General features: G+C 73.2%; 14 protein-coding genes. 4 read left to right on the top strand and 10 right to left on the bottom strand.

Annotated features, from left to right (window positions below):
* Positions 1–57: 57 nt before the first annotated feature.
* From mutM to ASD90_RS08135, 8 genes are all read right to left on the bottom strand, one after another.
* On the bottom strand, positions 58–918 hold the full coding sequence (gene mutM / locus ASD90_RS08170) for a bifunctional DNA-formamidopyrimidine glycosylase/DNA-(apurinic or apyrimidinic site) lyase (protein WP_056753804.1): 861 nt from the start codon (positions 916–918) through the stop codon (positions 58–60).
* A 7-nt stretch (positions 919–925) separates the two neighbouring features.
* The gene (rnc, locus tag ASD90_RS08165; RefSeq protein ID WP_056753800.1) at positions 926–1,669 is read right to left on the bottom strand and encodes a ribonuclease III; all 744 of its coding nucleotides are present in this window, start codon (positions 1,667–1,669) and stop codon (positions 926–928) included.
* A gap of 52 nt (positions 1,670–1,721) precedes the next feature.
* Entirely contained in the window at positions 1,722–1,916 is a 195-nt protein-coding gene (gene rpmF / locus ASD90_RS08160) for a 50S ribosomal protein L32 (RefSeq protein ID WP_020142793.1), read from the bottom strand.
* A gap of 1 nt (position 1,917) precedes the next feature.
* On the bottom strand, positions 1,918–2,493 hold the full coding sequence (locus ASD90_RS08155) for a DUF177 domain-containing protein (RefSeq protein ID WP_056753797.1): 576 nt from the start codon (positions 2,491–2,493) through the stop codon (positions 1,918–1,920).
* Between the two features lie 89 nt (positions 2,494–2,582).
* On the bottom strand, positions 2,583–3,071 hold the full coding sequence (coaD, locus tag ASD90_RS08150) for a pantetheine-phosphate adenylyltransferase (RefSeq protein WP_056753793.1): 489 nt from the start codon (positions 3,069–3,071) through the stop codon (positions 2,583–2,585).
* A 41-nt stretch (positions 3,072–3,112) separates the two neighbouring features.
* Entirely contained in the window at positions 3,113–3,694 is a 582-nt protein-coding gene (rsmD, locus tag ASD90_RS08145; RefSeq protein ID WP_056753790.1) for a 16S rRNA (guanine(966)-N(2))-methyltransferase RsmD, read from the bottom strand.
* 1 nt (position 3,695) lies between these two features.
* A complete protein-coding gene (locus ASD90_RS08140) occupies positions 3,696–5,957 on the bottom strand; it encodes an ATP-dependent DNA helicase RecG (protein WP_056753787.1) in 2,262 nt (753 codons plus the stop codon).
* Between the two features lies 1 nt (position 5,958).
* Positions 5,959–7,740 (bottom strand): DAK2 domain-containing protein, encoded by a 1,782-nt coding sequence (locus ASD90_RS08135; protein WP_056753784.1) that lies wholly within the window; start codon positions 7,738–7,740, stop codon positions 5,959–5,961.
* Positions 7,741–7,912: 172 nt separating this feature from the next.
* Between ASD90_RS08135 and ASD90_RS08130 the strand changes: the two genes are divergently transcribed.
* Positions 7,913–8,698: a fructosamine kinase family protein gene (locus ASD90_RS08130; protein ID WP_056753781.1), complete on the top strand. Its 786-nt coding sequence runs from the start codon at positions 7,913–7,915 to the stop codon at positions 8,696–8,698.
* A 166-nt stretch (positions 8,699–8,864) separates the two neighbouring features.
* Entirely contained in the window at positions 8,865–9,053 is a 189-nt protein-coding gene (rpmB, locus tag ASD90_RS08125) for a 50S ribosomal protein L28 (protein ID WP_020142801.1), read from the top strand.
* Between the two features lie 208 nt (positions 9,054–9,261).
* Here the strand turns inward: rpmB and thiL are convergent, their stop codons facing one another.
* On the bottom strand, positions 9,262–10,230 hold the full coding sequence (gene thiL / locus ASD90_RS08120) for a thiamine-phosphate kinase (protein WP_082588541.1): 969 nt from the start codon (positions 10,228–10,230) through the stop codon (positions 9,262–9,264).
* 218 nt (positions 10,231–10,448) lie between these two features.
* Here thiL and ASD90_RS08115 point away from each other — a divergent pair, with 218 nt between their 5' ends.
* A complete protein-coding gene (locus tag ASD90_RS08115; protein ID WP_020142803.1) occupies positions 10,449–10,682 on the top strand; it encodes an Lrp/AsnC family transcriptional regulator in 234 nt (77 codons plus the stop codon).
* A 61-nt stretch (positions 10,683–10,743) separates the two neighbouring features.
* The gene (locus ASD90_RS08110) at positions 10,744–11,139 is read left to right on the top strand and encodes a DUF3515 family protein (protein ID WP_056753778.1); all 396 of its coding nucleotides are present in this window, start codon (positions 10,744–10,746) and stop codon (positions 11,137–11,139) included.
* A gap of 80 nt (positions 11,140–11,219) precedes the next feature.
* Here the strand turns inward: ASD90_RS08110 and ASD90_RS08105 are convergent, their stop codons facing one another.
* Positions 11,220–12,356, bottom strand: coding sequence for a D-alanine--D-alanine ligase family protein (locus tag ASD90_RS08105; RefSeq protein ID WP_056753774.1), 1,137 nt, complete (start codon positions 12,354–12,356; stop codon positions 11,220–11,222).
* Between the last annotated feature and the right edge of the window lie 23 nt (positions 12,357–12,379).

Below are 12,379 nucleotides of genomic sequence, written 5' to 3'. Positions count from 1 at the left end.
CGCCGACACCGGACGACCCCACCACCCTGCTCGCAGCCCGTTCGCCGTCCCTGACGGTCAGGACGGGCTGCGGCGTCTCGGTCGGGGCTGACAGACGGGGCACGAGAAGGACGAGCGGTTCATGAACTGCTCGCGCCGCATGGTCGCGCCGCAGCGGTCGCACGGCGTCCCGGCGCGGCCGTACGCGTGGAGCGAGCGGTCGAAGTAGCCGCTCGCTCCGTTGACGTTGACGTAGAGCGCGTCGAAGCTCGTGCCGCCCTGGCCGAGCGCCTCGGCCATGACGTCGCGAGCATGGTCGAGCACGCGACCGAGCGTGGGCTTCGTCAGCGAGGAGCACAGCCGCTCGCCGTGCACCTTCGCGCGCCAGAGCGCCTCGTCGGCATAGATGTTGCCGATCCCCGAGACGAGCGACTGGTCGAGCAGGGCCCGCTTGACCGCGCTGTCGCGCTGCTTCATCCGGCGCACGACCGCGGCCTGGTCGTAGACCGGCTCGAAGGGGTCGGGCGCGATGTGGGCGACGGACTCGGGGATCCCGTCGTCGCGCAGCGGCGACAGTGCGAGCCCCCCGAAGGTCCGCTGGTCGACGAAACGGAGCTGCGGGCCGCCGTCGGAGAAGTCGAAACGGGCGTGGCAGTGCTTCTCGAGCGGCGCGTCGGCCGGCTCGACGAGCATCTGGCCGCTCATCCCGAGGTGGACGATGAGGGCGTCCTCGCCGTCGAGAGCGAGCCAGAGGTACTTGCCGCGACGTGACGCCGCGGTCACGGTCACGTCGTGCAGGCGCGCCGCGAGGTCCTCCGGGCCGGCGTCGTGACGGCGCGCCACGCGTACCCCGGTGATGCGGGCGCGCGTGACGTGGCGACCGACCACGTGGTCCTCGAGGCCGCGGCGCACGACCTCGACCTCGGGCAGCTCCGGCACGGGCGGCTCAGGCCTGCGTCGAGCCCGCGGTGGCCGTCGTGGCGGCGGTGCTGCGACGGTCGTCGAGCGTGTGCCACGCCTCCTTGGCGGCCTTCTGCTCGGCTTCCTTCTTCGAGCGACCGCGTCCCTCGCCGAGGACCTCCTCGCCGACGACGACGCGGGCGTGGAACTCCTTCTCGTGGTCGGGCCCCTGCTCGCTGACGCGGTACTCGGGCGACCCGAGCGCGGAGCCGGCCGCCATCTCCTGCAGGCTCGTCTTCCAGTCGAGTCCGGCCCCGAGCGTGGCGGCCTCCTCGATGAGCGGGTCGAAGTGGTGGTGCACGAAGCGTGCGGCGAAGTCGATGTCGGTCGACAGGAACACCGTGCCGATGAGCGCCTCGAGGGTGTCGGCCAGGATCGAGGCCTTGTCGCGGCCGCCGGTGGCCTCCTCGCCCTTGCCGAGCATGACGTACTGCCCGAGGTCGAAGACCCGCGCGACGTCGGCGAGCGCCCGCATGTTGACGACGGCGGCGCGCAGCTTGGCCAGCTGCCCCTCGGCGAGGTCGGGGTGCTCACGGTAGAGCGACTCGGTGACCACGAGGCCCAGCACGGAGTCGCCGAGGAACTCGAGGCGCTCGTTGTTGGGCAGGCCGCCGTTCTCGTAGGCGTACGACCGGTGCGTCAGGGCACGCAGCAGCAGCGGCTCGTCGATGTCCTGGCCGACCACCTCGCGGAGGTGGGCGATCAGAGCATCGACGGGCCGCTGCGGCACCGCCGGAACACCCCCAGCACCAAGGCTGCTCACGGGGCTGCTCACGGGGTGATCAGGCCTGGTGCTCGGTGCGCTCGGCAGCGGCGTAGTGACGGCCCTTGTACGTGCCACACGAGGGGCACGCGATGTGCGGCTGGGTCGCCGCACCGCACTGGGGGCACGTGGTGAGCGTCGTCGGCGTTGCCTTCCAGTTCGCACGACGCGAACGGGTGTTGGAGCGCGACATCTTCCGCTTCGGGACAGCCACGTCAGTTCCTCTTCTCTTGCGGGTCGTTCCCCAGCAGTCCGCTGAGGGACGACCACCTCGGGTCGATCACTTCATGATGATGGTCCGGGTCCTCCGCGAGCTGCATCCCACACTCGGAACACAACCCGGGGCAGTCAGGCCGACACACCGGTTGGAACGGCAGCGTCGGTACGACAGCGTCCCGGAGCACGGGCTCGAGGTCGATAAGGTCACCGACCAGCTCGTGCACCTCGTCCTCGTCCGAGTCGGCTCCCACCTGGTGGTGGTGCGCCGCCCGGTCGGCGTAGGCGAACAGCTCCTGGAAGGTCCCCTCGACATCGAGCTCGAGTGGATCCAGGCACCGCACGCAGGCGCCGGTCGCCGTGCCACTGACCGAACCCGTGACGAGGACACCTTCGACGACGGACTCGAGGCGCACCTCGACCTGGACCGGCTGGCCGGCCTTGATCGAGATGACGTCGGTTCCGAGGTCGTCGGGCATCGTCGCCGTGCGCGAGATCTCGTGCATCGTGCCCGGTCGCCGAACAAGCTCTCTGGTGTCGAGCACCAGAGGAGAACGGGGATCGGGACGGTCCATGACTCCTGCGCACAGTTGAGGATTCGGTCCGCGCCAAGACGGACGTGGACCGACCTCCAAGGCTACTAGAGGCGCGCCGTGCGCCCAAATCAGCCCAAGCGGTCGTGGAGCGCGGCGAGGACGGGGTCGGGGACGAGGCCGCTGACGTCGCCGCCGTAGCGCGCGACCTCCTTGATGAGCGAGCTCGAGACGTGCTGGAGCGTGGGGTCCGCCGCGATGAACAGGGTCTCGACGCCGGTGAGGTGGTGGTTCATGTGCGCCATGGGCAGCTCGTAGGCGAAGTCGGTCCCGCCGCGCAGCCCCTTGACCATCGTCGCGGCCCCGACCTCGCGGCACACGTCGACGACGAGCGTCCCGGCCCAGGCGCCGATGCGGACGTTGGGCAGGTGCCCCAGGGACTGCTCGATGAGCGCCGTGCGCTCGTCGACGCCGAACGTGCCGTGCTTGCTCGGGTTGTGCAGGATCGCCACGACGACCTCGTCGAACAGCCTGCTCGCCCGGGTCACCACGTCGACGTGACCGTTGGTGATCGGGTCGTAGGAGCCGGGGCAGACACAGCGGCGCGCTTCGCTCGTCACGCGGCCAACCTACCGGTCGGCCCGCAGCCGTCGCGTGAACCTCACGCGACGACCTCGCTCGGTGGCGGCTCGGCGAACCACATGGCGGTCTCGCCGTAGCGCTTCTCGCCCGACAGCTCGAGCCCGTCGGGCCACGTCGGCTGCGGTGACCGGCTCGAGCGCTCGACGACGACGAACGCCTCGCGCGCCAGCCACTGGTGCTGGACGAGCGCGGCGAGCACGGCCGCCAGGGCGTCCTCGGTCACGTCGTAGGGCGGGTCGACCAGCACGAGGTCGAAGCGGAGGCCGGTGGGTGGCCCGGCGGCGAGCGCCCGCTCCACGGTGTCGGCGAGGACCCGGACGCCCGGGTGCCCGATGACGACGGCGTTGGCGCGGATCACCTTCGCGGCCGCCTTGTGCGACTCGACGAGCAGGACCTGGGCGGCGCCGCGGCTCGCAGCCTCGAGGCCGAGGGCGCCGGACCCTGCGTAGAGGTCGAGGACGGACGCACCCTCGATGAGGCCACGGTGCTCGAGCCGGCTGAAGAGCGCCTCCCGGACGCGGTCGGACGTGGGACGGGTCGAGGACCCCGGTGGGGTCTGGAGGCGGCGCCCGCCCGCCGTGCCGCTGATGATCCGCGTCATGTCAGCCCCGCTCGAGCCATACGGCCTGCTCCTCGTCGAGACGCATCGCGACGGCGGCCGCGAGCGCCGGGTGCTCGCGCAGCCCGGGGTCGGCGTCGACGAGCGCGAACGCGTCCTCACGGGCGTCCGCGATGATCTGCTCGTCCTCGAGCCGGCCGAGGCGCAGGTGACGCACGGAGTTGCCGCGGCCGCTCTGCCGGGCTCCGAGCACGTCGCCCTCCCGGCGCAGCAGCAGGTCGGCGCGGGCCAGCTCGAAACCGTCGGTCGTCGCGGCGACCTGGTCGAGGCGCTCGGCCGCACGCTCCCCGGCGCCCTGGGTCATGAGCAGGCAGAGGCCGGGCACGGCGCCACGACCCACGCGGCCGCGCAGCTGGTGCAGCTGCGAGATGCCGAAACGGTCGGCGTCGACGACGACCATGACGGAGGCGTTCGGCACGTCGACACCGACCTCGATGACCGTCGTGGCGACGAGGACGTCGATCTCGCCGTCCGAGAAGGCACGCATCGTGGCGTCCTTGGCGTCGGGGTCGAGCCGGCCGTGCAGCACGCCGATGCGCAGGCCGTCGAGGGCGGGGTTGGCGCGCAGGGTGCTCAGCATCGCGTAGACGCCGGTCAGCTCGCGCGCGGGTGCGTCTTCCTCGGCGTCGCCGTCGTCACCCTCCCAGTGCGCGTCCCAGCCGGCGTCCTCGTCGGAGGTGTCGCGTGAGCTGGTAGCGCCGCCGGAGGCGAGTGCCGTCTCGTCGTCGACGTCGCCGATGCGGGGGCACACGACGTACGCCTGGTGACCCTTGGCGACCTCCTCGGCCACGCGTTGCCAGGTGCGGTCGACCCAGCCGGGCTTGTCGGCGTCGACGACGTGCGTCGTGATGGGCGAGCGCCCGCGGGGCAGCTCGCGCAGCGTGGAGGTCTCCATGTCCCCGAACACGGTCATCGCGACGGTGCGCGGGATGGGGGTCGCTGTCATGACCAGCACGTGAGGTGGACGGATCCCCTTCTCGCGCAGGGCATCACGCTGCTCGACACCGAAGCGGTGCTGCTCGTCGACCACGACCAGCGCGAGGTCGGCGAACTGGACGTGCTTCTGGATCAGGGCGTGCGTGCCCACGACGATGCCGGCCTCGCCCGACGCCGCGTCGAGCAGGGACCGCCGGCGGGTACCGGCGTTCTGGCTGCCGGTGAGCAGGGCCACGGTGGTGCCGAACTCCGAGCCGCCGAGCATCCCGCCCTGAGCGAGGTCGCCGAGCATCGCCGTGATCGACCGGTGGTGCTGGGCGGCCAGGACCTCGGTGGGGGCGAGCAGGGCGGCCTGGCCACCCGCGTCGATGGCGGCGAGCATGGCCCGGAGCGCGACGACCGTCTTGCCCGAGCCGACCTCCCCCTGCAGGAGCCGGTGCATCGGGCGGTCGGAGGCAAGCTCGGCCGCGAGCACCTCGCCGATCTCGCGCTGGCCGGTCGTGAGCTCGAAGGGCAGGCGCGCGTCGAAGGCGGCCAGGAGCCCGCCCGGCCGAGGGGGCCTCGGGGTCGCGAGCTCGGACTCGGCGGCCTTGCGGCGCTGGGCGAGGATCGTCTGGAGGACGAACGCCTCGTCGTACTTGAGCCGGTCGAGACCGCGGGCGGGCTGGTCGTCGACGGCCGGGCGGTGGACGAGCTCGAGCGCGACCGCACGGTCGACGAGACCGCGCGCCGCGCGTACGTCGTCGGGGACGGGCTCGCGGATGCGGTCGACGGTGTCGAGGGCGGTCTGGACGAGCTTGCGCAGGCGCAGGGAGTTCATCTTCCCGGTCGTGGAGTAGACCGGCACACGGTGCGTCCGGTACCACTCGACGGCGGCCTCGCCCTGGGCGTCGTCGTCGAAGAGCTCGTACTCGGGGTGGGTCAGCTGGAGGCGGTGGCCGTAGGCGCCGATCTGCCCGACGAAGAAGCCGCGTACGCCCGGCTGGAGCTTGCCCTCGTGGCCGTAGGCGCTGAAGAACGTGACGTCGAGCTCGTGGCCGAGGTCGTCGCCGATGACTACGGTGAGCATCTTGCCGCGCCGGTTGCGCATGGCCCGCGACGTGGCCTTCTTGACCTCGGCCACGACGAGGACGTCCTCACCGACGTGGAGCGAGGAGAGGTCGGTCAGCTGCCCGGGGCGGACGTAGCGCCGGGGCACGAACTCGAAGAGGTCGGCGACGCTGAGCAGACCCTTGGTGCGGGCCAGCTGCTCGGCCTCGTTCTTCTTGACGAGCTTGCTCAGCGGCGAGTCCTCGGTGAGCACCGCCACCTCACTCCACCCCCAGCAGCACCGGGTAGACGGCCTGCCCACCGTCGATGATCGACACCTCGATGCCGTGGTGGGCGCTGCGCGCCTCGGCCGTGACGGCCTCGAGCAGGCCGTCCGGCGCATCGACACCGGCCACGATGGTGACGAGCTCGCCGCCGCTCGCGAGCAGCCGCTGGACGACCTCACGGGAGACAGCCAGCTGGTCGGAGCCGACGATGACGACGTCGCCGTCGACGACGCCGAGCACGTCACCCGCCTCGCACGGCCCGCCGCTCGTGAGCGCGGCCCGGTTGGCGACCGTGACGGCGCCGTGCCGCGTGGCGCTCGCCGCCGCCTGCATCGCCAGGACGTTGGCAGACGCCGCCGCGGTCGGCTCGAAGACCGCGAGGGCGGCGATGCCCTGGACGGCGGTGCGCACGTGGACGAGGTGGGCCTCGATGCCGTCGTCGGCGACGGCTCGCACCGCGGCCGCGGCGGCCAGGAGCGTGTCGCCGTCGTTGGGCAGCACCACGACACCGGAAGCGCCTCGCGCGTGCTGCGTGCGGATGGCGTCGATGAGACCCCCGGTCGAGGCCCGGCGCCCGGGGCCCGACCGGACGACGACCGCACCGGCGTCCTCGAAGAGTCCCTCGAGGCCGACGCCGGAGGCGCACGCGACGATCGCGGCACCCCCCGCCGCCCAGGTGCCGGCGCGGTCGCCGCGTGGCACGCGCGTGTCGTGCCCGTGCTCGTCGGTGAGGCGCGTGATGCGCACCCGATGGGGTCGGCCGGCCTCGATGCCCGCCTCGACGGCCGCGCCGGCGTCGTCGACGTGGGCGTGGACGTTCCACTCGCCGTCCCCGCCGACGACGAGCACCGAGTCGCCGAGCTCGACGAGGCGGGAGCGCAGCGCGTCCACGGCGGCGTCGTCGGAGTCGCGCAGGAGGTACATCACCTCGAACTCCGGGATGCCCTCGACCTCGACGCCACCGGGCGGTCGCGCCGCGCTGAGGGCCGCGCTCTGGGGGTCGGGTCGGCGCCGGGAGCGGCGGTCCGAGGCGTCGGCCCCCGACCGGGCCCGCTGACCGGCGCAGACCCTCTCGAGACACTCGAGCAGCACGACGAGCCCGGCTCCCCCGGCGTCGACGACACCGGCGCGGGCGAGCACCTCGAGCTGTTCGGGCGTGTGCTCGAGCGCCACACGGGCGGACTCCAACGCCGCGAGCGCGACGACGTGCACGCTCACGGGCCCCTCGCCTGCCGCGGGGGCACCCGCGTCGAGGTCACGGCCGTCGTCGGACGCGGCATACGGCCCCGGTGTCAGGGACCCGGCGGCGTGCGCGGCGGCCTCGGCCATCGCCCGGGCGACCGTGAGGATCGTGCCCTCCTTGGGGTCCGTCACGGCCTGGCGAGCGCGTTGCTCGGCGTGCTGGAGGCCCTCGGCGAGGACCCGGCCGTCGATCTCGGCGACGCCTGCGCAGCCCTCGGCGAGGCCGCGGGCCAGCTGGCTGAGGATGACGCCCGAGTTGCCCCGGGCGGTCCAGAGCAGGTGTCGGGCGAAGACGGCGAGGAGGGCGTCGGCGGTCGTCACGTCGGCGGTGGCGAGGGTGCGCTCGACCGCTCCGTCGAAGGTGAGGTAGAGGTTCGTGCCCGTGTCGCCGTCGGGGACCGGGAAGACGTTGAGCGCGTCGATCTCGGCGCGGCGGGCCGCGAAGAGCGACCGGGTCAGCACGGCCCACCGGCGGACCGCGACGAGATCGAGCAGGGTGAGCGGCCCGTCGGGCGGCGGCGCTGCGCCGGGCATCGGACCTCCTGCTCGTCGTGCTTGTCCATCGGCCGGTGGGATCGGGCTCGCCGATGCTCGGCAGGCTAGCGCCTCGTCCAGACGGTCGCATGCACCACTCCCACGCCCGGGCCAGCGGCGTGGGCGCACGGCGGGCGCCCACAGGGCTCCGTCCACGACCCGGGCGACTACCGTGGGCGCCGTGTCGAGCGCCGCCACCGCCCACCACCGCAAGTCGTGGCCCGCAGCCCCCTCCGGCTTCTTCGAGGTCGAGGCGGCCGGGCTGCGCTGGCTCGGGGAGGCGCAACGCCTCGGCGGCGCCCGCGTCGTCGAGGTCCGGGACGTCGGCCCCGACCACATCGACCTCGCCCGGCTGCGACCCGCACTTCCCACGGCCGACGCGGCGGAGGGCCTGGGGCGGGGGCTCGCCGTGACGCACGGCCTGGGCGCGCCGTCCTTTGGATCTCCCCCGGCCGGCTGGACGGGCGACGCCTGGATCGGCCGGCAGCCGCAGAGCAACGAGCCGACGGCGGCGTGGGGCCTGTTCTACGCCGAGCAGCGCGTGCGGCCCTTCGTGCGCCGCGCCCTCGACCGCGGGCACCTCGACGCGGCCGCGGCACGCGTGGTCGACCGGGTCTGCGACCGCCTGGCGTCGGGGGACCTCGACGACGAGCGACCGCCGGCGCGCATCCACGGCGACCTGTGGTCGGGCAACGTCCTGTTCACGACCGACGGCGCGGTCCTCATCGACCCGGCCGCGCACGGCGGGCACGGCCTGACCGACCTCGCGATGCTGGCCCTCTTCGGCTGCCCGGGCCTCGACCGCGTCGGCGCCGCCTACGAGGAGGCTGCCGGCCTCGCACCGGGGTGGCGCGAGCTCGTCCCGCTGCACCAGCTGCATCCCCTCGCCGTGCACGCCGCGTCGCACGGGCCGGCGTATGCCGCACCGCTCGTCGACGCGGCCCGCGCCTTCGCGTGACGCGGGCTCGGCGGCCCGCTCTCGCCGTTTTGTCGTCCGAGCAACTCGTCGGCTACGCTTTACCGGTTCCCCCCGTGACTGCGGGGTGACGCGCGCCCTCGTGCGTCTGCCCCGATTCAGTGGTGGAGCTCAGCACTTCGTCAACATCGAATTTCAGGAGATACCCGTGGCTGCCAACTGCGACGTCTGCGGCAAGGGACCGAGCTTCGGTCACAACATCTCGCACTCGCACCGCCGCACCAAGCGCCGCTGGAACCCCAACATCCAGCGCGTTCGGACGCTGGTGGACGGTGTGACGCCGAAGCGACTCAACGTCTGCACCTCCTGCCTCAAGGCGGGCAAGGTCGTTCGCTGAACGTCCCTCACCAACGCTGAAGGCCGGTCCCCGAGGGGGCCGGCCTTTGTCGTACCTCGCACGACCCACCCACCCGGCCGGCCTGGGCCGCACGCGACCTGGCGTACGGCATACCTCGTCGTGCGCGTGATCGCGCACCTGCTGTCGCCCCGGCGCAGGGGCTGCGCGAGCCCGCGCCCGTGGCAGACCCGGGAGACGGCGATCCCGGTCAGGCGCCCCGGAAGTGGTCCCACCCGGTGTGGGTCACGACGTGGCCACCGACGAGGATGCCGGCCGACTCGTCGTCCCCCGGAGCCCGGACGGACCCGATGACCCGCCACCCGTCGGGCACCAGCCCCTGCGGGAAGGTCGCGAGCAGCGAGTGCTCCTCACCGCCTGCGAGCACGCAGTCGAGCGCCGCCTCGGCCCCGAGCGCCTCGGTGAGAGCGTCCACGTCGGCGGCCAGTGCCGGGGGGTCGAGGTCGATGACGACGTGGCTGGCCCGCGCGATCCGGCCCCCGTCGCGCAGCAGGCCGTCGCTGAGGTCGAGCATGGCGGTCGCCCCGGACGCCGCCGCCTCGGGCCCTGCGGCCAGCGGGGGCTGGGGACGCCGCTGACGCGCGACCGCGACCGGGTGCCGCTCGACGGCGTCGGCCCGGAGCAGGCGCAGGCCGGCGTCGGCGAGACCGAGGGAGCCGTGGACGGCGAGGACGTCGCCGGCCCTCGCCCCCGAGCGGAGCACCGGCTCGCCGTCGAGGCGGCCGAGCGCGGTGACCGAGACCATGACGACCCCGGCCGGTGCGGACGACAGGTCCCCGCCGAGCACGGCCACGCCGGCGGCGGCGCACGCCTCGGCCAGGCCGCGGACGTGGTCGAGCACCCACTCGAGCGACAGCTCGGGGTCGGCGACGAGGGTGACGAGGATCCCGGTGGGCCGCCCGCCCATGGCCGCGACGTCGGCGAGGTTCTGCGCCACGACCTTGTGACCGATGTCGGCGCCCGAGGACCACGCGTCGAGCCAGTCACGTCCCAGGACGACGGTGTCGGTAGTGGCGATCGTGCGCTCCGACGTGCGCAGCACGGCGGCGTCGTCGCCCGGGGCGACGAGCAGCTCGTCGGTGCCCGGGAAGGACGGCAGGATGCGCCCGAGCAGCTCGTCCTCGTCGAGGTCGCGCAGGGGGGTCCCGCCCGTCATCATCGGCCCGCGCTCGAGCCGTTGCGCGTTCGGCACGGATCACTCACCCTTTCGGCTCACGGCCGTCTCGGGCCCCGGTTTCCATGGGACGCGAGGCCCCATGGCAAGGTAGCGTCAGGGCACGGTCGCAGTCACACTGGGACCTGCCGTTCCGACCGGTCGAGCCCGGGCTGCGCGCCCGTGCACGGCCGTCCAACGATCGACACACAGTGAGGTGACACGTGGTCCAGGCCTACATCCTGATTCAGACCGAAGTCGGCAAGGCCGCGAGTGTGGCGGAGGCGATCGCCGGGATCTCGGGCGTGACTCTCGCCGAGGACGTCACGGGTCCCTACGACGTCATCGCCCGGGTGGAGGCCTCCAACGTCGACGACCTCGGTCGTCTCGTCATCGCCAAGCTCCAGGACGTCCCCGGCATCACCCGGACCCTGACCTGCACGGTCGTCCACGTCTGAGGCCGGCCCCCTGACCGGACACCCGCACCTCACGACGGCGGCGCTCATCGGCGCCGCCGTCGTGCTGTCTGCGTGCAACCGCGCCCCCGAGGTGGCCCTGGCGCCCCAGGCGTCGGCACCGGTGTGCGCGTCGGCGGCGTGGCCGGGTGAGGTCAGCGGCCACGCGCGGGTCCCGACAGAGCCCGACGACGGCTCGGCGGCCGCGTGGGGCGACCCGGCGATCATCGCCCGTTGCGGCCTCGACCCGCTCGGGCCGACCACCGACGACTGCGTCACCGTCGACGGCGTCGACTGGGTCGTGCGCCCGCTCACCGACGGGTCCGCCGCGACGACCTACGGCCGCGACCCGGCCATCGAGGTGCTGGCGCCCGGCGCCTACGGCGCGGTGCCGCTGCTCCTGCCGGCCTTCACCGAGGTCGCGAAGACCCTCCCCGCCAACGGGCGCCACTGTTCCTGAGGCCGTATGCCGTGTGGCCCGTCCCGCGGTCAGCGCGGTCCACCGGGTCGGCGCGGGGTCAGAGCGGGTTCAGAGCGGGTTCAGCGCAGGCCGGTGCGACGCTCGAGCGCGAGCGCGATGAGCTCGTCGATGAGGTCGGGGTAGTCGAGGCCCGAGGCCGCCCACATCCGCGGGTACATCGAGTGCGGCGTGAAGCCCGGCATCGTGTTGATCTCGTTGACGAGGACCCGGCCTTCGTCGGTGTAGAAGCAGTCGACGCGCGCGAGGCCCTCGCAGCCGAGCGCCTCGAAGGCCTCCGCGGCGAGCCGCCTGACCTCCTTGGAGATCTGCTCCGGCACGTCGGCGGGACACGAGAGGTCGACGTCGGCCTCGGCGAGGTACTTCGCCTCGAAGTCGTAGAAACCGTGGTTGTCGTGCACCGCGACCTCGCCCACCTCGGAGGTGCGCGGCCCGGCGGTGCCGTGGCCCTCGAGGACCGCGCACTCGATCTCGCGGCCGGCGATGCCGGCCTCGACGAGGACCTTGGGGTCGTGCTCACGCGCGACCTCGATGGCGGCCTCGAGGTCGGCGGGGTCGTCGACGCGGGTGATGCCCATCGACGAGCCGGCGCGGGCGGGCTTGACGAAGAGCGGGTAGCTCAGTCCGGCACAGGCGTCCATGGCGGCAGCGGGGTCGGTGCGCCACGCGCGGTCGGTGATGACGGCATACGGCCCGACGGGCAGTCCGTGGCCGGCGAAGACGACCTTCATGTAGTGCTTGTCCATGCCCGCGGCCGAGGCGAAGACGCCGGAGCCGACGTAGCGGACGTCCGAGAGCTCGAGGAAGCCCTGGAGCGTGCCGTCCTCGCCGAAGGGTCCGTGCAGCAGGGGGAAGACGACGTCGACCTGGCCGAGCTCCTGCGGCGGCCGGCCGGCCTCGAGCGAGGTGAGCGAGCTCTCGCGCGTCGAGAGCGGCAGGACGACGTGGGCGGCGCTCGGCTCGACCTCGGGCGTGCGGCCCGCCGTCAGCTCGAAGCGGCTGGGCTCGTCGGCGGCGAGGACCCACTGCCCGTCGCGGGAGATGCCGATCGGGATGATGTCGTACTTGCCGCGGTCGATGGCGCGCAGCACCCCGGCGGCGGTGGCGCAGGAGACCGCGTGCTCAGAGGAGCGTCCTCCGAAGACGATGGCGACGCGGGGGCGGCTCGGCAGGTCGGGCTGGGGCTGGTCCGTGGTCATCAGACGAGACTCTATCGAAGACC

Origin of the sequence: Terrabacter sp. Root181 (genome assembly GCF_001428505.1) — a bacterium.
Classification (GTDB): Bacteria; Actinomycetota; Actinomycetes; order Actinomycetales; family Dermatophilaceae; genus Terrabacter.
This window is presented reverse-complemented; position numbering and strand designations above follow the sequence as displayed.